Source organism: Desulfosarcina widdelii (assembly GCF_009688965.1).
In the GTDB taxonomy this organism is placed as follows: Bacteria; Desulfobacterota; Desulfobacteria; order Desulfobacterales; family Desulfosarcinaceae; genus Desulfosarcina; species Desulfosarcina widdelii.
The window spans coordinates 7,198,857-7,217,264 of sequence record NZ_AP021875.1 but is presented as its reverse complement, the minus strand read 5'-3'; the positions used below and the strand labels follow the sequence as shown (position 1 = coordinate 7,217,264).

18 protein-coding genes are annotated in these 18,408 nt (G+C 54.9%); 4 read left to right on the top strand and 14 right to left on the bottom strand.

The annotated features are described in order from the left end of the window. Positions 1-89: 89 nt before the first annotated feature. The 12 genes from GN111_RS32915 to GN111_RS32860 all read right to left on the bottom strand — a co-directional run bounded on the left by GN111_RS32915 (position 90) and on the right by GN111_RS32860 (position 15,117). Positions 90-1,142, bottom strand: a complete 1,053-nt coding sequence (locus GN111_RS32915; RefSeq protein WP_155307795.1) for an ABC transporter substrate-binding protein — start codon at positions 1,140-1,142, stop codon at positions 90-92. After that, positions 1,132-1,926 (bottom strand): ABC transporter ATP-binding protein, encoded by a 795-nt coding sequence (locus tag GN111_RS32910; protein ID WP_155307794.1) that lies wholly within the window; start codon positions 1,924-1,926, stop codon positions 1,132-1,134. The genes GN111_RS32915 and GN111_RS32910 overlap by 11 nt, the downstream gene beginning before the upstream one ends. A gap of 10 nt (positions 1,927-1,936) precedes the next feature. Then, complete coding sequence (locus tag GN111_RS32905) at positions 1,937-2,701, bottom strand: ABC transporter permease (protein ID WP_197740470.1); 765 nt, start codon at positions 2,699-2,701, stop codon at positions 1,937-1,939. Positions 2,702-2,764: 63 nt separating this feature from the next. Beyond that, on the bottom strand, positions 2,765-3,526 hold the full coding sequence (locus GN111_RS32900) for a sulfite exporter TauE/SafE family protein (RefSeq protein ID WP_155307793.1): 762 nt from the start codon (positions 3,524-3,526) through the stop codon (positions 2,765-2,767). Further along, positions 3,523-4,146, bottom strand: coding sequence for a HAMP domain-containing protein (locus GN111_RS32895; protein WP_155307792.1), 624 nt, complete (start codon positions 4,144-4,146; stop codon positions 3,523-3,525). Before GN111_RS32895 ends, GN111_RS32900 begins: the two co-directional genes overlap by 4 nt. Next, on the bottom strand, positions 4,143-5,096 hold the full coding sequence (locus tag GN111_RS32890) for an AAA family ATPase (RefSeq protein WP_155308239.1): 954 nt from the start codon (positions 5,094-5,096) through the stop codon (positions 4,143-4,145). Before GN111_RS32890 ends, GN111_RS32895 begins: the two co-directional genes overlap by 4 nt. 71 nt (positions 5,097-5,167) lie before the next feature. Then, entirely contained in the window at positions 5,168-6,625 is a 1,458-nt protein-coding gene (locus GN111_RS32885; protein WP_155307791.1) for a response regulator, read from the bottom strand. Between the two features lie 36 nt (positions 6,626-6,661). Continuing rightward, positions 6,662-10,237, bottom strand: coding sequence for a chemotaxis protein CheA (locus tag GN111_RS32880; RefSeq protein WP_155307790.1), 3,576 nt, complete (start codon positions 10,235-10,237; stop codon positions 6,662-6,664). A 67-nt stretch (positions 10,238-10,304) separates the two neighbouring features. Next, complete coding sequence (locus GN111_RS32875) at positions 10,305-10,679, bottom strand: response regulator (RefSeq protein WP_197740469.1); 375 nt, start codon at positions 10,677-10,679, stop codon at positions 10,305-10,307. Positions 10,680-10,717: 38 nt separating this feature from the next. Continuing rightward, complete coding sequence (locus tag GN111_RS32870) at positions 10,718-11,248, bottom strand: chemotaxis protein CheW (protein WP_155307789.1); 531 nt, start codon at positions 11,246-11,248, stop codon at positions 10,718-10,720. Positions 11,249-11,264: 16 nt separating this feature from the next. Then, positions 11,265-12,503: a chemotaxis protein CheB gene (locus GN111_RS32865; protein ID WP_170302571.1), complete on the bottom strand. Its 1,239-nt coding sequence runs from the start codon at positions 12,501-12,503 to the stop codon at positions 11,265-11,267. Positions 12,504-12,648: 145 nt separating this feature from the next. Further along, positions 12,649-15,117 (bottom strand): methyl-accepting chemotaxis protein, encoded by a 2,469-nt coding sequence (locus GN111_RS32860; protein WP_155307787.1) that lies wholly within the window; start codon positions 15,115-15,117, stop codon positions 12,649-12,651. Between the two features lie 31 nt (positions 15,118-15,148). Here GN111_RS32860 and GN111_RS32855 point away from each other — a divergent pair, with 31 nt between their 5' ends. The 3 genes from GN111_RS32855 (at position 15,149) to GN111_RS32845 (ending at position 16,906) form a co-directional block, all read left to right on the top strand. Further along, entirely contained in the window at positions 15,149-15,388 is a 240-nt protein-coding gene (locus GN111_RS32855; protein WP_155307786.1) for a hypothetical protein, read from the top strand. Between the two features lie 406 nt (positions 15,389-15,794). Then, positions 15,795-16,556: a dimethylarginine dimethylaminohydrolase family protein gene (locus GN111_RS32850; protein ID WP_155307785.1), complete on the top strand. Its 762-nt coding sequence runs from the start codon at positions 15,795-15,797 to the stop codon at positions 16,554-16,556. 53 nt (positions 16,557-16,609) lie between these two features. Beyond that, a complete protein-coding gene (locus GN111_RS32845; protein WP_231715623.1) occupies positions 16,610-16,906 on the top strand; it encodes a hypothetical protein in 297 nt (98 codons plus the stop codon). 15 nt (positions 16,907-16,921) lie between these two features. Here the strand turns inward: GN111_RS32845 and GN111_RS32840 are convergent, their stop codons facing one another. Together GN111_RS32840 and crcB are read right to left on the bottom strand one after the other, a co-directional pair. Then, positions 16,922-17,278, bottom strand: coding sequence for a DUF190 domain-containing protein (locus GN111_RS32840; protein WP_155307784.1), 357 nt, complete (start codon positions 17,276-17,278; stop codon positions 16,922-16,924). A gap of 56 nt (positions 17,279-17,334) precedes the next feature. After that, entirely contained in the window at positions 17,335-17,712 is a 378-nt protein-coding gene (crcB, locus tag GN111_RS32835) for a fluoride efflux transporter CrcB (RefSeq protein WP_155307783.1), read from the bottom strand. Positions 17,713-17,937: 225 nt separating this feature from the next. On the opposite strand from crcB, the gene GN111_RS32830 reads away from it, so the two are divergent. Next, positions 17,938-18,408 (top strand): Lrp/AsnC family transcriptional regulator, encoded by a 471-nt coding sequence (locus GN111_RS32830; RefSeq protein WP_176603308.1) that lies wholly within the window; start codon positions 17,938-17,940, stop codon positions 18,406-18,408.

Here is an 18,408-nt window from a genome sequence, read left to right as displayed (position 1 = left end):
GCGAACCATGATGGACTCCTATTGAAATGCCCCGGAGAATTTATCTCCCGGGGCATTTTTTTATTCTCGATACCAGATCGACCAGGCATTCATGGCGCGTCATGAACGAGGATCGTGTCTAAACCGTCAATACCCTCAGTGGACGCATTGCGAGCGAAACGGTCATCGACCAGTCCGGTCACATCCGCCTGTTCGGTCAGACCATAACGGCGCATCAAATCCGCCATGAACCGGAGTTCTTCGGTTTTCGGAATATACCGGTCATAGACGATCCGACCTTCCGGTTGGGTCAATGCATGGACCACCAGCGCCTCCGTTTGATTCCAGTACCGGGAGGCAATTCGGGCAGCTCCTTCGGGATGTCGCTTGGCCCAGAGACCCGACCGGGCAGCAGCTTCAACCATTTTCTCTACAGCTTCGCTGTGGGTTTCCAGCCATTCGCCTCTAACCAGAACAAGGTTACAGATAAAGCCGGGCCATTCGGATTCCACGTAGGCAACCACGTTGGCATCGTTGCTCAAAACTGTCTGGGCGGCAAACGGTTCACCCACAAAATAGGCATCCAGGGCGCCCGAAGTCAGTGCCGAAGCCATGTCCGGGGGATTCATTTCCACCACCCGGATCCTTCGCTCAAGGCCCTTTTTCTCAAGCTCCCTTCGCAGCCAGATGTTGTGGCCGGAGTATCGCATGGGGACGGCAATCGTTCTGTCGATCAGGTCTTCCAGCCTTGTGGCATTCAACTCTTTTCTGGCGACCAGGGTGCTCTCATGCCGGTTGCCGATCAACACAACTTTTACGTCCTCTTTTTGCTGGTGCAGCACCACCGCCAGTGGCGCAATGATAAAGGCTGCCTGAATGCTGTTGTTTCTGAGCGCCTCAGCCATTTCGGCAAAGGAGGTAAACTTGACGGCCTGGAAAAGAATGCCGGATCCGTCCCGAGATACATGGTCCAGTATCGGAGCTGCGAGATTGGTGATCACCGGCATATATCCCATTCGAACGACCTGTCTGTCCGCCGACTCGAAATTCAATCGGTAATGCAGCCAGGCGATGAGTATGAGCCAGGCGAGAAATATGCATGTCAGTTTCACCGGCATGGGCAGCTTCCCGGACCGGTGCAACAGATCGCTTTTAAACCGCATAGTTGACACCCATCATCAGAAACAGCTCACTTCTCAACCGGCTGAGTTCCGGAGATTTCTCGAAATTGCGGGGACGGGGGAATTCCAGTTTCCGATCCATGGCGACCCCAGTGGGACTGCCGCCGAGGATAACGACCCGATCCCCCATGATCAGCGCATCGTCAATGTTGTGCGTGACCAGCAGGATCGTTTTCTGGATGAACGCGTGCATGTTGACGACTTCCTCGCGCATCTTCATATGGGTGAGAAAGTCCAGCCCGCTGAAGGGCTCGTCCATGATCAAAATATCCGGGTTTACGGCAAGGGCCCTGGCCAGTTCAGCGCGTCGCTGCATCCCTCCGGAAAGCTGTCGGGGATAATGCTGTTCGAAGCCCTCCAGTTCGACCATCTCGAGAAATTCACCGATCCGCTTGTGACGTCCATCGCTGCTCAGATGCCGAACCCCTAAGCCGACATTTTGTGCCACCGTCATCCATGGAAACAGACCGCTGTGCTGGAATACGAATATGTGGTCGGCGGAAGGCCCGTTGACGCTTTTTCCATTGATGCGTACCTTCCCGCTGGATAAATCCTCAAAGCCGGCAATAATTCGCAGCAACGTCGATTTGCCGCATCCCGAAGGACCAAGAAAACAGACCATTTCACCGTCCGATATTTTAAGATCGATATCCTTGAGAACGATGATATCGTCGCCCTTACGCAACTGTGGACTTTCGTCGCTACGAGGAAGCTTGCGGCGGTTGGCATAGGCTTTATTCAGTTTTTCGATGTTGATGCGACCCACTGTTATCCCCTCAATGCGCTTTGCTGCGCCAACTGGCAGCTTCCAGGCTGCCCAGTTGCCGCATCAGGGCATCCAAGGCCAGGCCGACCAGACCGATGACAATCATTCCGTCCATCACATAATCCATTCGCAGGGCGTTTCTCGAATCTAAGATCAGAAACCCCAGACCGGATTGTACGGCGATCATTTCGGCTGCGACCACAACCAGCCAGGATATGGTTACGGTCATGCGCAGGGCCGTAACCACTTCGGGTGTGATGGCAGGGACAACCACTCGCATAATGGTTTCATACCTGGAAAAATTGAAATTGGCCGCGACATAAAAATAGGTCTGATTGATCCCGTCTACGGCGATGGTCGTCGATACCACCAGCGGGAAAAAACTGGACAGGAAAATCAGAAAAATTGCCGGTGGATCGCCAATGCCGAACCAAAGCATGGCCAAGGGAATCCAGGCCAGCGGAGAAATGGGACGCATGAATTGGATCAATGGATTGATCAGCGATCGGGCCGTCTTCATCATTCCCAGAGCGATACCGATCGGAATGCCCAATAAAGCAGCCAGATAGAACCCGACCGTAACCCGGAACAGGCTGGCCACGGTGTGCTTGACCAGGGTTCCGTCGGCCAGCAGTTCTCCCATACTGACCAGTACCACGACGGGTCCCGGGAAAACCTGCCGGCTCCATCCGCTGAAACGGGCCAGTATATCCCAGATCAGCAAAAGGGCAAAGAAACCAAGGAACGGAATCAAATAGGCGGTTGCTTTGGTCACAACATTTTTTCGTTCTGTGATACCCAAATCGATTCCTTCACGCCCAAAGATGGATTAACGTTGTCAGTAGCTGTTGTAAATCAAATGGATGCCGATTAGAGTAAGCAGAAAAATGAAAACTTCCTTTAACATTCTCTCGTCGATTCTCTCGGTGAACCGCGGACCGATTTGCCCGCCGACGATTACGCCGGGTGCCGCCCAAGTCAATATTGCCGGATCAACCGATGCGCCCAGCATCAGGTGAAATAACGATCCGGCAATGCAGGTGCCGAAGACGGTGACGATGCTGGTCGCCACGGCAACGCGCATGCGCAATTTCATCCGGTTGCGCATCAGTGGAACCATCCATTCTCCGACGCTCACGCTGAGCATGCCGCTGGCCAGGGACATGACCGAAACAACCCAGCCATAGCGGCGCAGCCCTTTCAACGGCACCCGATCCCTCCCTTTTTCCGAATATTTCTGGTTCGCTGAAACAAACAGAAACGCCGTGGTCAACGTCATGATCCCCAAAGCCAGTTCCAGATTGGCGGCAGACAGCAATCGGGTCATAAGCGCCCCGAGGCCCAATCCGGGAAGCGTCAGCAATAGCAAAAAGGCGGATAGATGAAGATCCGCTGTTTTCTTTCTGACAAAGGCCACGCTGCCCGATCCCATTCCTGCGGTCTGCACGAGCAGCGAAGTAACGACCGCCGTCTCCGGAGAGAGTTTCAGGATGAGAATAAAAAAGGGCATCCACAGGATACCGCCGCCAATGCCGACGGCGGAAGCCAGAGAGGCGATGATGACCCCGGCCGGAAAAGCCAGGACATTCATCGCGTTCATGCCCGATCATCCACGGAGTATAGTTTGAAAAAATCAATGACCTGTCCCAGCGTGGTCAGTTCCGAATCCAGGCGAACAAGCTGTTTTTGCATGGCATCCGACTGTTCGGGTGTCATGCGTTCTTTTTTAAGGAGATCCAAGGCATTGGATGTGACCCGGCCGGCGGAAACGCAGACCGAACGGGAAAGCATGATAATTTCCTGCAGATTGGTCGACATGTCGTCGATAGCACAGGAAAGTTGGGAAAGTTCGTTTCCGGTTTCCACACCCGTTGTCTGACTGAGATCTCCCGAGGAAATCGCCTTGGACACCTCCACCATATGCTGAAGCGGCTCGGTAATGGTCTTGATGAACATGGTCAGCACAATCACCACCACGGCCAGGATGACCCCCACCATCATAATGGCTTTGTTGCGAATTCTCACCAGTGGTTCGTACACCTGTTCGTGCGTGAGTTCGCCGTTGGCATACTTTTCGAAATTGCTGTTCAGTTCCTCTCTCAGTTTGGTGGAATGCGTATCCAGAACGAATTCCGATGCCACCAGCAGCGCAGCAAAGCCGATTAACAGCATGTAGATAATCATGATGCGCTGGAGAGAATAACCGCTTCTGAAATTCATGGCAAAGGCGGTACCGATGCTTCTGCGATGGCAATGACCTCTTTGGCCAGTTCGATGTACTGGGTACCGGCGACGCTTTTCTGGCTGTATTGGATGGCCGGCATGTTGAGGATTTGGGCTTCTTTGAGAACGCCATCCATCTCGATCACCGTATCGAATGTCTGCCCCTGGTACAGGGCCTGTATCTTTCGAAGAATCAGACGGGAGGCATGGCTGTCCCTATCCAGCATGGTAAACAGGATGCGCGACTGAATTTGCGGATTGGATTTCTCGCGGATCAGCTTGATCAGACGCAGTACCTGGTCAACGCCGTGTGTGGACAGATAATCGCATTGGCACGGTATCAGCACCCGGTTGGATGCGGTCAGGGCATTGAGCGTATAAAACTCGATGGATGGCGGTGTATCGATCAGAATGAAGTCGAATTGCTCTTTGACCGTGTTGAGCCGGTCCTTGAGCATGTATTCAAAATTTCTGGCCCCAAAATACATTTTATTGAGCAGAACCATGTTCCTGCCGGATGGCAGCAGCCACAAATCGGAATATTTTGTCGCCACGATAAAATCGTCCAGCCGCTTGCCGATTTTCTTCTGGGCATCGTAAAAGGTGGGCGCCTCCTTTTGTCCCAGGGAAAGGGTCAGGTTGGCCTGGGCATCGAAGTCCACGAGAAGAACGCGCTTTTTGAGCAGCGCCAGCGAAAGGCCCAGGTTCAGGCAGGTGGTTGTCTTGGCGACCCCGCCCTTGCGGTTGCTGATGGCGATCACCTGGTCATTGGTTTCATCCTGACGGGCCTTTTCGAGATCGAGAAAGGTAATCTCCTGAACCCGATTCGGTTTGTACGCAGAAAAAAGATGACCACATACCGTACATCTTGCCACGAAGGTTGATTTGTCAGTCGCGTCGTCATCAAGATGAAACCGGGTCATACATTTCTGACAGATAATGATCATGGTTGTTTTCCTTTTGGTGACAACCGTGGGAAGACAGCCGGCCGGTGTTGCGGCCCGGCCACCTGTTGGATTCAGGTTTTCGTTACGAGACCGTCGTGAACCGCCTTAACCAAATCGACCGGTTTTACTTCCATGTCTGCCAGACCGGCTTCGACCACCGCATCGAGGGGCTTTGCGACCATGCCCGAAACGCGCTCCCGCAGGATGATCCGCCCGCCGCTTTCATGTACGGCCCGTAAACCGGTCTGCTCACCCGTACCGGCGCCGGACAGCAAAACGACAGTCAGGCGTTGTCTGAATGTCTCTGCGGCCGTAATCAGCAATCGATCCAGCGGAAATCCTCCTGCAGACAACTCGGCGTCGACAGGCCCGATGGACGGTATTCCATCATTCGTCGTCACTGTCAGCGGACAGCCATGGATGCCCACATGGCAGTGACCGACGGCCAGAGGCGTTTGTTTGTCGACGGGAGATGCCGGGCACTTGCAGCGTTCCAGCAGGTAGCGGGCAAAGGCATCGGCAAACAACGGCGGCAGGCTCTGGACGGCTACCACGCCACCTTCCAAAGCGGCTACGGACGGCACCAGGTCGTGAAGCAGGCTCATCTGCTCAGGATGCCCTCCCGGTCCGGATACAACGACCACCAGACTGCGGCAGGCCTCTTCGGTCGGATGGCTGCCTGAAATACCGTCCTTGGCTTTGGGAATCCGTGGGATGCGGAATTTACCGACGTTAGCCGTGGCGGCGATTTGGATTCTTTCCAGAATTTTCTGCTGCTGGACGAGAATGTCCTGGTTCTTGGTTGGTTTGCTCATGAAATCCACGGCGCCCAGTTCGAGGAAATTAAAAATCGCCCTCGAAGATCCCTCCCCTGGATTGGATGTAATCACCACCGGGCACGGTTTTTTGATCATGATGTGTTTGAGAGTGCTGGTGCCGTCCATGACCGGCATGTTCACATCCAGGGTGACCAGGTCCGGCGACAATTTGTCGATAAGCGATATGGCCTCCTTGCCGTTGCCCGCCATCCCCACGACCTTGATCCGGCTGCTGCTGGTCGTCAGCATGCTGGACAAAATTTTACGCATCATGGGGGAGTCGTCGACGATGAGCACCCGCAAACGATCTTTGTCGACATCTTCGCTCGGAATGGAATCGTCGTCGGAAAGCAATGACGCTTCATCCACACGCCGGGCCGCCTCCATGATTAAAAAGTGATAATTTTGATGGATGGTGCGTTCTGGGCTGGTGGAGACCTCTATGGACTCGAAGCTGCCGGTCTGCCAACCCAGAATCTGGTAAAAGGCCTCTTCCCCGACCAGGCCTTCACAGGCGGCATGAATGATCTCACCGTCAACGATGAAGATGGTTCCTATTCGATCATCCTTGTTCACGCGCATACAGAGGCTGGATGCGGACAGGCAACACATCTGGATCAGGTCGTTGAGTTGAATATTTTTCAGCGTCCCGGCAAAGCCAGCATCCACATGAGGCGGCGTGTTCGATAAAAGAGGATCTTTGGTTCCCATGTTATGCGCGTATCTTATCCGTTCCTGGCGTATCGGCTACAGGACGGCTGCAGCCAGTTTTTTCTCGGCCTCGCGTTCCTTGGCCATCACCGACAGTTCATCCACATCCAGAATCAGCGAAATGCTGCCGTCACCCAAGATGGTCGCACCGGAGAACCCGCTGTTCTCCTGCAAATAGTCTTCCAACGGTTTGATGACCACTTCCTGACGGCCGAGAAGCTGATCCACGATAAAGCCTGTGCTGCCCGCTGCAGATCGGATGACGATGACGAACAGGCGCTCGTCTGCGGCTGCATCCGAAGGAGTCGTTATATTTAAAAGATCGGACAGCCTGACCAATGGCAGCGGCTCTTCGTGCAGATGCATCACCTCGCTGCCGTCCACCGTGAAAATTTCACCCGGATCGATGCGCAGCGTCTCCTGGATAGCGCTCATGGGCACCGTAAAGTGGCTGACGCCGCAGCGGATCATCATGGCCGGTATGATCGCCAGGGTCAGCGGGATTTTGATTCGGATGCGGGTACCCACATCCTGCCGGGTCTCGATATCCAGAGAACCGTTGATTTTCTCGATGTTGCGTTTGACCACGTCCATTCCGACACCACGCCCGGATGTGTGCGTAATTTTATCCGCCGTTGAAAATCCGGGCAGCATGATCATGTCGATGATCTCTTTCTGGTTCATTTTCTCCAGGGTTTCCCGATCGGCCAGATGTTTTTCAATGGCTTTTTGTCGAATGCGGGAAAGATCGATGCCCTGGCCGTCGTCGGTAATCTCGATGATGACATTGCTTCCTTCATGGAAGGCTTCCAGAAGCAGGGTTCCGCTTTCCGGTTTTCCTTTGCGCATACGCGCATCGCGGGATTCGACGCCGTGATCCACGGCATTGCGGATAATGTGAATCATGGGATCGGCCAGTTGTTCGATGACCATCCGGTCCAGTTCAGTCTCCTCACCCCGGAACTGAAGCTGTATCTTTTTATCGGAATCCCTGAGCAAATCGTGGACCAGGCGCGGATATCGATCGAAAAGCCTGGATATCGGCAACATACGCACCTTCATGACCTGCTCCTGGAGTTCGTTGGACACGCGCCCCAGCACCGTGGTGGCGTCGTTGAGCCGGGCAGTCAGATCGGATACCATGCGCTGGTCGTTTTTGTCCATTGAAAATCGGCGGGTCAGATATTGCGCCAGTTCACGCAGATCGAAGAACAACTGGGCAAACGAAGAGCGGTTCACCACCAGTTCACCCACCTGATTCATCAGGTCATCGACCTTCTCCGCGTCCACACGGATACTTTTGCGTATGGTACTTCGCGCAGCAAAGGTATCTTCGGGTGCAGCGGTTTCTTTTTCCTTTTCAGCCGGCACTTTTTGGGCCGTCAAATCGAGTTCCGGCAGATTTGCCTCCAAAAGCGGCTCTGCGGGCTCGGGCACGGGAAGCGGGACCTCAGGAGCTTCGGGCCATAGGTCGGTATCGTTTTCACCGGAATCCACGGGGATCGAATCCGTTGGAATCATGGGCCCTTCGACAGATGGAGGCGAAGCGATCGACGCCGAGCCAAAGTCGTCGAGGATAGACAGCGTGCTTTCCCGGTCGTGATCCGGGGCAACAGGAATGGACAAAGGACCGGAATCGTCTTCGGGAGTCGAGAACTGAAGGGCGATGGGATCCGAATCGGCATCGCCATCACCTTCCTGCATGGAAGAAAAGGTTTCGTCCAGCTTTCTGGAAAGAAGGGATTCCCTGTCTGTGTCATCGATGGCCGGCAGACCGGCCAGCAGTTGATCGATATCCGTCGAGACTGGAGGATTGGGAACGAAGGATCGGTCGGAAGTTTCATCGCTGGGTGACGAAGTCGGTGGCAGCGTGGTATCGACGGCGCCCAGCATGTCGGCATTGGGAAACAGCTCCCGGATGCGATCGATTCCGCCGACAAGACTCGACTGCAAAAACGCCTCGGTTTCAGACGACCCGGCCGATTCTGCGCCCGATGCGAAGACCTCCACTTCCGAAAGCATCTTCTCGTACACCACGGTCAAGGCATCGTAGCCCATGTAATTGGCCGTGGCCGAAAGCCGCTGCACCTGATCGGACATCAGGTCCATGGCACCGGCGACATCCTCTTTGCCAGCCACCTGCCTTGCGGTGTCCATCAACTCGCCAAGTCCCGCGGCCAACTGCTCAATGAAAATATCGAAAAGTTCGGTGTCCGCTTCGCCTTCGTATACCGGCGCACCGTCCGCCGGGTCACCCTCGTCCGTCGAACCGGCGCTCACCGCTTCAACTCGTTCCAGCAGGTCTTCGATTTGTGCGGATTCCTGCCCCGACTGCTCAACCTGAGAAATCAAATCCTCCATACGGTCCCGGGCGTCGATCAGAAGATCCACCGCCACCTTGTCCGCGGTCAGACTGCCGTCGCGAAAAAGATCCAGGAGGTTTTCCAGTCGATGGGACAATTGCGCGATACGCTCGAATCCCAGATATTCCGACGCGCCCTTGATCGTATGAATCGACCGGAATATGGTATTCAACAGCTCCCGATCACCCGGATCGGACTCCAGTCGCAACAGACTGCTCTCCAACTCCTCCAAGTGCTCCCGGGTCTCGTCGGCAAAATCCGCTATCAGGGATGGGTCGGCCGCCTGGGAGCCCGGGAATTCCAGTTCGTCATTTTCGGCTTCAGGATCCAATTCATTTTCCGGATCCAGATTAAACTCGGCCTCCTGAACCGGTTCCCGATCCAAATCTTCCGAAGCCGCAACAATTGTGTCGAATGCCGGATCTTCGGTTGCTTTTGATTCGGCAGGGCCCTGTTCACTTTGAATGGAATAACCGGTATCGACGGCGCCCAGCATGTCGGCATTGGGAAACAGCTCCCGGATGCGATCGATTCCGCCGACAAGACTCGACTGCAAAAACGCCTCGGTTTCAGACGACCCGGCCGATTCTGCGCCCGATGCGAAGACCTCCACTTCCGAAAGCATCTTCTCGTACACCACGGTCAAGGCATCGTAGCCCATGTAATTGGCCGTGGCCGAAAGCCGCTGCACCTGATCGGACATCAGGTCCATGGCACCGGCGACATCCTCTTTGCCAGCCACCTGCCTTGCGGTGTCCATCAACTCGCCAAGTCCCGCGGCCAACTGCTCAATGAAAATATCGAAAAGTTCGGTGTCCGCTTCGCCTTCGTATACCGGCGCACCGTCCGCCGGGTCACCCTCGTCCGTCGAACCGGCGCTCACCGCTTCAACTCGTTCCAGCAGGTCTTCGATTTGTGCGGATTCCTGCCCCGACTGCTCAACCTGAGAAATCAAATCCTCCATACGGTCCCGGGCGTCGATCAGAAGATCCACCGCCACCTTGTCCGCGGTCAGACTGCCGTCGCGAAAAAGATCCAGGAGGTTTTCCAGTCGATGGGACAATTGCGCGATACGCTCGAATCCCAGATATTCCGACGCGCCCTTGATCGTATGAATCGACCGGAATATGGTATTCAACAGCTCCCGATCACCCGGATCGGACTCCAGTCGCAACAGACTGCTCTCCAACTCCTCCAAGTGCTCCCGGGTCTCGTCGGCAAAATCCGCTATCAGGGATGGGTCGGTCATGAAAGACTCCTTCTCACCGTCTTTGGGTTGTGGCTTGTCATCCACACGAGCCGCTCGTTCAAGCAATTTACAGCCGGTCGATCAAGTCGAGAATCTCAGCGGTCTTATGTTTGTTGATGTATCCCCTGGCCCCCACCTGTGCCGCTTCCTGGCTGAATTTATCTTCATCCAGATTGGACAGCATGATGATTTTTGCATCTCCGTCCAATGACAAAATGGCCTTGGCTGCCGCGATACCGTCCATGCCGCGCATGGTGATGTCCATGGTTACCAGTTCAGGTTTCAGGTCCTGGTACAATGCTACGGCATCGTCGCCGCTTTTGGCCTCCCCGACAACCGTGTGGCCGGCACCGATCAGGGTCTGTTTGATCATCTTGCGCATAATGGACGAATCGTCCACTACCAAAATCGTCTTTCCCATCCGCCCTTTTCCTTTTTTCATGAAACGGCATCCAACCGGATGTCGAAACCGGGAAAAAATTACTGCCTCGCCAGCACCTTCGATCGTTTCATGGACTTCAGCTTCCTGATTTCGTCAACCATCAGAATGCGTTCGAAATTGAGCAGAATCAAAAGCCGCTGATCCATCTTGCACACCCCTTGAATGTACTGGCTTTTCAATCCTGCCACGACGATGTCCGGCGGTGGCTTGATACTGGCATCCGGAACGGTCAACACCTTGGTCACCCGGTCGACGACAAATCCGGTCATCCTGCCCTCGACCGCAAGAATGACAATCCACGGGTCAGTCTTGAGATCCTCGATCCGCACCAGTTTCAACCGTTTTCGAAGGTCGATCACCGGAATAATGCTGCCCCTGAGGTTAATGACCCCTTCCAAAAAATCGGGAGCATCGGGGATCGGAGTGATGGTCGCGTCCCGAATAATCTCCTGGACCGTGAGGATATCGACTCCGAACAACTCTTCACCGATAACAAAGCCAACAAGCTGTTGGGTTGCTTTGACCTCGGCGGGTTCTTGATCGGTTCGTGCAAACTGTTGTTCGTTCATCGGCGCTCGTCTCCTTTTAGAGGCTGCCATCCAGACAATGGGTCCGAATCGCTTCGGCCATGGCGACGCCGGGAAGCACCGTCGGCAGGCCGAACTGTTGGGCCGTTATGGCAGTAGTGTCGTTGCACAGGCATGTCTGAGGATCCTGGATAATCGCATTCCCGCCGCCTTTGAGTATCGCGCCAATCCCGGCGATGCCATCTTCCCCGATACCGGAAAGCAGGATTCCGGACGCACGTTCACTCAGGGTGGCGGACAGGGAGGTCATCATCGCATCGCAGGCTTGTCTCGGAGTGGCGTCGGCTTTCGATTCCAGGTTGAGGGTCAATTTGCCCCCTTGTTCGTTGACTTCAATCCGTTCGAAGGCCGAGGCCAGGTAGCAGGTTCCCGCGACCAGAGCCATACCGTCGGCCGCCCGTTTCACAGCCAGTTGACTATGTCGGTCCAGGTATGTGGCAAATGCATCCACATGGGGTGCGGCCGCATAGAGCGTGGACAAAAAGGCGGCGGGGACGTCCGCTTTGATTTCCGGGATCAACCCGAGAAGGGACCCATAGCCGCCATAGGAACTGCCAATGGCGAAAACCCGCTTGCAGGCCTGGTTGTCATTATTCATTTTATCCCGGTTCACCTGAGCCGGTCGCAAATAGCGGATGGTGTCAATACCGGCACGGGCCGCATTTTTGACCCGGCTGATAATCAACTCATGCTGACTTTTGAGGTCTTCCTTGAGCAGACTGGATGGTTTCTGGAGAAAATCAACGGCGCCGTAGCGAAGCGCGTCGAACGTTTCAACGGATCCCTGGCCGGTGAGTGTGCTGAACATTACAACCGGCGTGGGGCACTTGATCATGATATGTTTGATGGTGGTCAGTCCGTCCATAATCGGCATGTTGACGTCCAGGGTAACCACATCGGGCTTGAGTTCGGGGATCAGTTCCAGAGCCTTGAGACCGTGCTCGGCCTCCCCGACGACCTGCAACTGGTCGTCACCGGAGAACATCTCCTTGACGATCTTGCGCAGCAGGGTGGAGTCGTCCACGATCAAGATGGAGACCGGCCGGTTCAAGGCCCCTTTTGCGCCGCACTCAACGGACATTTTTGCGAATGCATTGAGGCCGCCGACCCCCATGGAGGGTTTGGACACCATCAAAACTTCATGGCATTGACTGCATTGAAAGGTGTGATGGTGGTCGTTGAGGCTGTCCGAACTCAGGTCGTTTCTGGCCCCGCATTCTTCACAAAAAATAATCATTTCTTCGATTTTCTCCAATACCGGCCGCATCGATGGGAAAATAGTGTGCCCCAAAGCTGCAGGCACAAAGGTTCATTGGCCGTTGGGGATGCAGCCGCCAACGCAGCCGCACCCCTGTTTGGAATACTTCTGGCGAATTTATGGGTTAATTGGCCTTCTGTTCCTCTTCAATGCGGAACATGGCGATCTGCCGGCTGAGACTCGACGAAAGCTGCCTGAGTTCATCGGTAATACCCACAACCTCGCTGGCGCCGGCCACCGTTTGCGTTGCACGGGCCGCCGATGCGGTAGCAATTTCGATCAGGCTCTTGGAGCGTTGGGCCTGCAGTTCGGTCAGCTTTTTCATCTCCTCACTTCGTTCCACCACGCCGCGCATCTCGCTGCCCACATCTTCCGCGCTTTTTTCCGCGCTTTTCACCTGTTCCGAAATTGTCTTCGACTTGGCGATCAAAGCTTCCAGGGCGGCCTGGGCGGCCTCGCGGCGCTGGCCCTGACGACCGGCCATGCCACCGATCTCCTCGGCCAGGGCATTGAGGCCTTCCATCAGCGTGGTCACCTCACGGGTTTGCTCGTTCAGGGTACGGGTTTGCTCGGAAATATGGTCGATGGCCTCACGGTTGATTTCACCACCGAGGGCGATATTCTCCAAAGCCTGCTCGGAGCGTTCCGTCAGGCGGGTTCCTTCCTGTACGCGGTTGGTCGATTCCTTGATCAACTGTCCGATCTCCTTGGCCGCTTCCGAGGATCGCTGGGCCAGTTTTCCGACTTCGTCGGCAACCACGGCAAAACCCTTGCCGTGAACGCCCGCACGGGCCGCCTCGATGGCTGCGTTGAGTGCCAGCAAGTTGGTCTGCTCGGCGATATCGGTGATCACCGAAATAATGTCGGCAATCTTTTCGGAAGATTCTGCAATGGCCTGCATACCTTGAACGGTTTCCTTCACGGAACGCGCTCCCTCCTGGGCGGCGGTTAGAACGCCCTGGCCGTGTTCGGTGGCCCGCCCCGCAGCCTGAGTCATCTCGGCCACGATACCATCGATCCGCTTGACCGATTCGGTAACCTTGGCCACCTGCTCGCCCTGTTTGCCGGCAGTCGCCACAACCATAGCACCGGTTTCACCCATGACGTTCACACGCTCGGTGGCGATGTTGGCCTCCTGGATCTGCTCGGCCGAGGCCTGTCCCATCTGCCGCATACTTTCGATCAGGCTCTCCACCTGGCGGTAGGAGACATTGGCCGCGTCACGCTGGGATTGGGAAAACTGGGCCACTTCGCCGGCGGTATCGCCCATCTGGTTCACCGTTTCCTGGATAACGCCCATCTGGCGCTCCTCGTCGGTGGCGCGCTCTTTATTGGCCGTGGCCCGCTTGGACACTTCACTGGAGAACGAGTCCACCTCCGAGGCCGCGATATCGGCGACCTTCAGAGAGTCCCTCAGCTCTCCGATCATATTGTTGAACTCCTTGGCCATCATACCGACCTCGTCACCGGTTTTGACCGGTGCATGCAGGGTCAGGTCACGATCGGAAGCGATTCTGTTTACAACGCTGGCAATCTCGACAACCGGCTTGGAAATACCGCCTGAAATCAGATACACGACACCGATCAGCACCAACACGGCAAAATTCCCCAGAACGAAAGTGGTCAAAAAGATCCGGTTAGGTACCTCCATCACTTTATCGATAGGAATGTTCATGGCCAGGCTCCATTTTTTCTTCGCCGAGCCAATGGGAATGGGAGCCAAAATGTAGTACGTTTTCTTGCCGGTGGTTTTGGAAACTTTATACTGACTGGTTTCGCGTCCTGCCTTGACGTCGTTGATCACTCGGCTCTCAAAGGCGAAGAAATCCATGTGCTTGCCAACGTTGGACTGCTTGGTGGGATGTGCGACAAAGATGCCGTTGTTGGCAATTAGAAATCCATAGCCAATGTCAAACAGTTTGATCTGCTTCACCAGGGGAGTAAACGTGGACACGGGAATGTCGAGCCCCACCACCGCCACGGTCTTGCCGCCGAAACTGACGGGGACCGACAGGACCGTTTTGAGAAAAGTCTTATCATCGACGGTATACGGCACCGGATCGGATACCACCTCCTGACCGGTTTTCAAGGTCTGAAGATAATAGGCGCCCTTATCCGGGTCGTTGTAATTGACCAGCGGTTCCACATCGATATCGCCGGTCAGGCGGTTCCAATAGGGCAGATAGCGGCCGGTCTCGTCGTGACCGAAGGCATCTGCAAAGTCGGAGTCCTTGCCGTCCAGTGCGTTGGGCTCCCAGCAGGTCCACACCGCCAATAATCCGGGGTTGTCCACAAGAACCTGTTTGAGGATACCGTCCATCATGTCGCGTGGGGGAACGCCCTGCTGTTTCATGCCCTCAAAAGAAAAGGCAATGGTGCGTGCAACATCCATATACCGCCCCAGTTCCGCCTGCACCTTGTTAGCATAGCGGTAGGCGGACTCGCGGGCTTTGTCCAAGGCTTCTTCTTCGGCATGGCTTCTTGCGTTATACCCGATGTAGGTAATGGTTGCCGCAAAAGCCAACCAAGCCACCGTACAAATGGAGAGCAGCAGTTTTGTTCTCAGTTTAAGATCAAGGAATTTTTGAAACATGGGCTTTGCCTCCTCACTGGATTAGCAAAAATTGAGCGCCGTTCCCGGCGCGGTTCTATTCGATTTCACGGCTGGCCTGACGAAAAAAGCCGGACCCGCCTGGTTTGCCGCCGCCCTGGCCATCCGGGGTGACGATCAAGCGATCGTCTTATCTTCATATCCTCATATTTTAAGCAATCATTATGCCACCATCTACCAACTGTTATGGCCGGAGATCCGTATCAGCATTCCGCTTACCCGGCTTTTAAAATTGCCGCATCGCAACCGATAATGTCACATCCGATTCAGAATTAACTGATGCGTCTTGAATCACATCGTCCTATTTTCGTTAAACTTTAGCGATGGATGCGGGATAGAAAATAATTTTAATTCTTTTTAATTTTTTATATTTAAATTTTTTTTAATAAATTAACTATATTTTAAAAAAATAGCGTGACCTTTTTTGAATGGAATGACAATTTTCGGCATTACCGATGTGAATCACGCGGTTTTTATTTTCGGACCGGTCGTTCATTCAATGAATTCAATAAAATCTTCGGACAGAAAAGAAATGCGGTTTATTTTACAGGACAGGACTGCTATTTTACGTCGAACCTCGAATGGAAAGGTATTGGTTTGTCGATGACCCCATCATATAAAAATGAAACGGCGTCTTTAAGGAACGAAAAGAGGACCGGATGAGATTTACCCATGCCATTGTAAGACGGCCCGGCAAAGACTTGGCCGCCGGTATCACCACAGCGGCGTTGGGCCCGCCCGATTACGTCAAGGCCCTGGAGCAGTTCGATGCCTACGTAACCGCTTTGAAAGGCTGCAACCTGGCGGTAACCGTTCTGGACCCCCTCGACGGTTATCCCGATGCCCATTTTGTCGAGGATACGGCGGTGGTCACTCCGGATATCGCAGTCATTACCAACCCGGGCGCCGAACCGCGCAAGGGAGAAACCCCGTCCGTCGCTTCCGCCTTGAAAGCCTTTCGAACCACGGCCAGCATCCAACCGCCGGGGACGCTGGACGGCGGGGATGTCCTGATGATGGGAACCCACTTTCTCATCGGGTTGTCGGACCGCACCAACGCGGAAGGGGCCAGGCAACTGGGTCATGCCGTAGCCCAATTCGGCTGTACCTGGACCACCATTGACGTGGCCGCCGGCCTGCATTTCAAATCCAGTGTCAATGCAGTGGGCGAAGAGACCCTGCTGACCACACCCGACTTTGCCGGGCACCCAGCCCTTGCCGTTTACCGACGCATCGTCATCGCACCCCACGAGGCCTATGCGGGCAATACTCTGCTGGTTAACAGCCGGCTGATCATGCCGGCGGGGTTTCCCGACACCCGCGCCAAGCTGCAGACCCTGGGCCTGCCCATCACGGAACTGGACACCAGTGAATTCAGGAAAATGGATGGCGGTTTGACCTGCCTCTCCCTGCGATTCTGATGCAGGCCATCCGGTAATAACCATTGGACCGGCTAAGGGGGCGCACGGGATAGATGTCTGAAGAGTTGGACCGGGACGGCCACAATAAAAGCATAAGCGAAAGACCCGGCTTGGGGTGGTGGCTGGGGCAGGTCCTGCTTACCGGCATCGCCTGCTTTTTCGCCTGTTTCGGGGTGTCCCTGCTGGTGGCGTCCTACGGGCTTGGCGACCCGTTTTCTTTTATCATGACCTTTTTCGCCGCCAGCCTGATGACCCTGATCAGTTTGGTCATGGTGATGGGATTTGTTCTGCGCATGCTGCGCGCAGCGCAGATCGTTTGCCCTGCCGGGAAAGAAGAAGGCAAAAAATAAGTCCAACGGTCGATGTTAGGACCGGGCCTTTCGATTCCCGCCAGCGCGGTACATGCGAACCCGTGCCTTTTCCACGGTGACAAGCCCTTCCGTGATGGCCGGGTCGACGGTCTTGAGAAAGGCCTCGATTTTCTCTTCCGTATCGACGATCTCGACGACAACCGGCAGGTCCTCGGAAAGCCGCAAGATCTTGGTGGTGTGAATCAGGCTGTTGGCCCCGAAGCCCTGGATACCCCTCAGTACCGTGGCCCCTGCCATGCCCTGGGACCGCGCCTGCTGGACGATCCACTCGTACAGGGGCATGCGGCCGTGCCGATTGGCTTCTCCGATGAAGATTCGCAGCAGTTGCCCCGCTTCTTTGAATACCGTCATTTTTCCCCCCGTCTTCGGCCGCAGGATCGCAACCCACCCGGCCGAATCCTTGCCGGTCAGATCATGCGGGACAGCACGTAGCCGGTAAAAACAGCCACCAGTCCCAATACCAGGCTGAATCCCACGTTGCCAAACGAGGTCAGCCACTGCCCCTGCTTGGCCAGATTGAAGGTTTCCAGCCCGAAGGTGGAAAACGTAGTAAAACTGCCCAGAACACCGACAAAAAGAAACGAACGCCATTCCGGCGAAAAAAACTGCCGGCTTTCCATCAGCCCACCGCCGATACCGATCAGCAGACATCCGGCCACATTGACCGTCAGGGTTCCCAGCGGAAACGATGCGGACTTGGCCAGCGTGTGGACGCCGCCGGCCACCAGGTAGCGCAAAATGGCTCCCAGGCAGCCGCCCAGACCAATAATGGCAATCTTTGTCATCTCAAACTCCTGTACCGGACAGACACTGCAACCCTCCCCGACCAATGGTTTACCGCAGCAACGGGTTCACACGGATCTTTTGAATAGAAAAAACCGGCCAGGACTTCAATCTTTTTCTCCCGATCCCCGCACATGGTAAGTATCGGGATCCATTTTTTTCATAAAAACATTCTTGACAATATAAATTATTAAGAATATTTTTCTGAATCATTGGAGATTTTACGAATGATCGACGAAATAAGTTTAAAAATACTGAAGATCCTGCAGAAAAAGGCCCGCATCCCCAATGTGGAAGTGGCCCGCCAGGTCGGCATGGCGCCTTCGGCTGTCCTGGAGCGGATCCGCAAGCTTGAAAAAATGGGCCTCATCGATGGCTATGAAGTGCGACTCAATCCCGAGCGCTTTGGCAAGGGCCAGGTTGCCTTTATCCAAGTGCAAATCGACGGCCGGACCCAGACAAAAAAATTGGCGGGTCAACTGGCTTTACTGGCCCAGGTCCAGGAAATCCATTTCGTTGCCGGCGACGACAGCCTGCTGCTGAAAGTCAGGGAAACCGATACCCGTACTTTAGGGCGGCTGGTTAGAGAAGAGATCGCAGCCCTCAAGGGCGTTGTTTCGACCCGGACCACCATCGTCATGGAGACGTTCAAGGAATCCGCCCGGATTCCCATCGACGACGCGGTACCGATTGAATGA

What these genes read in the sequence shown, in the direction of transcription:
- GN111_RS32875 (WP_197740469.1), bottom strand. Translation starts at nt 10,679, where the DNA reads ATGAAAAAAGGAAAAGGGCGGATGGGAAAGACGATTTTGGTAGTGGAC.
- GN111_RS32880 (WP_155307790.1), bottom strand. Translation starts at nt 10,237, where the DNA reads ATGACCGACCCATCCCTGATAGCGGATTTTGCCGACGAGACCCGGGAG.
- GN111_RS32860 (WP_155307787.1), bottom strand. Translation starts at nt 15,117, where the DNA reads ATGTTTCAAAAATTCCTTGATCTTAAACTGAGAACAAAACTGCTGCTC.
- GN111_RS32830 (WP_176603308.1), top strand. Translation starts at nt 17,938, where the DNA reads ATGATCGACGAAATAAGTTTAAAAATACTGAAGATCCTGCAGAAAAAG.
- GN111_RS32885 (WP_155307791.1), bottom strand. Translation starts at nt 6,625, where the DNA reads ATGGGAACCAAAGATCCTCTTTTATCGAACACGCCGCCTCATGTGGAT.
- GN111_RS32900 (WP_155307793.1), bottom strand. Translation starts at nt 3,526, where the DNA reads ATGAACGCGATGAATGTCCTGGCTTTTCCGGCCGGGGTCATCATCGCC.
- crcB (WP_155307783.1), bottom strand. Translation starts at nt 17,712, where the DNA reads ATGACAAAGATTGCCATTATTGGTCTGGGCGGCTGCCTGGGAGCCATT.
- GN111_RS32845 (WP_231715623.1), top strand. Translation starts at nt 16,610, where the DNA reads ATGTCTGAAGAGTTGGACCGGGACGGCCACAATAAAAGCATAAGCGAA.
- GN111_RS32840 (WP_155307784.1), bottom strand. Translation starts at nt 17,278, where the DNA reads ATGACGGTATTCAAAGAAGCGGGGCAACTGCTGCGAATCTTCATCGGA.
- GN111_RS32890 (WP_155308239.1), bottom strand. Translation starts at nt 5,096, where the DNA reads ATGATCATTATCTGTCAGAAATGTATGACCCGGTTTCATCTTGATGAC.
- GN111_RS32870 (WP_155307789.1), bottom strand. Translation starts at nt 11,248, where the DNA reads ATGAACGAACAACAGTTTGCACGAACCGATCAAGAACCCGCCGAGGTC.
- GN111_RS32895 (WP_155307792.1), bottom strand. Translation starts at nt 4,146, where the DNA reads ATGAATTTCAGAAGCGGTTATTCTCTCCAGCGCATCATGATTATCTAC.
- GN111_RS32850 (WP_155307785.1), top strand. Translation starts at nt 15,795, where the DNA reads ATGAGATTTACCCATGCCATTGTAAGACGGCCCGGCAAAGACTTGGCC.
- GN111_RS32865 (WP_170302571.1), bottom strand. Translation starts at nt 12,503, where the DNA reads ATGATTATTTTTTGTGAAGAATGCGGGGCCAGAAACGACCTGAGTTCG.
- GN111_RS32915 (WP_155307795.1), bottom strand. Translation starts at nt 1,142, where the DNA reads ATGCGGTTTAAAAGCGATCTGTTGCACCGGTCCGGGAAGCTGCCCATG.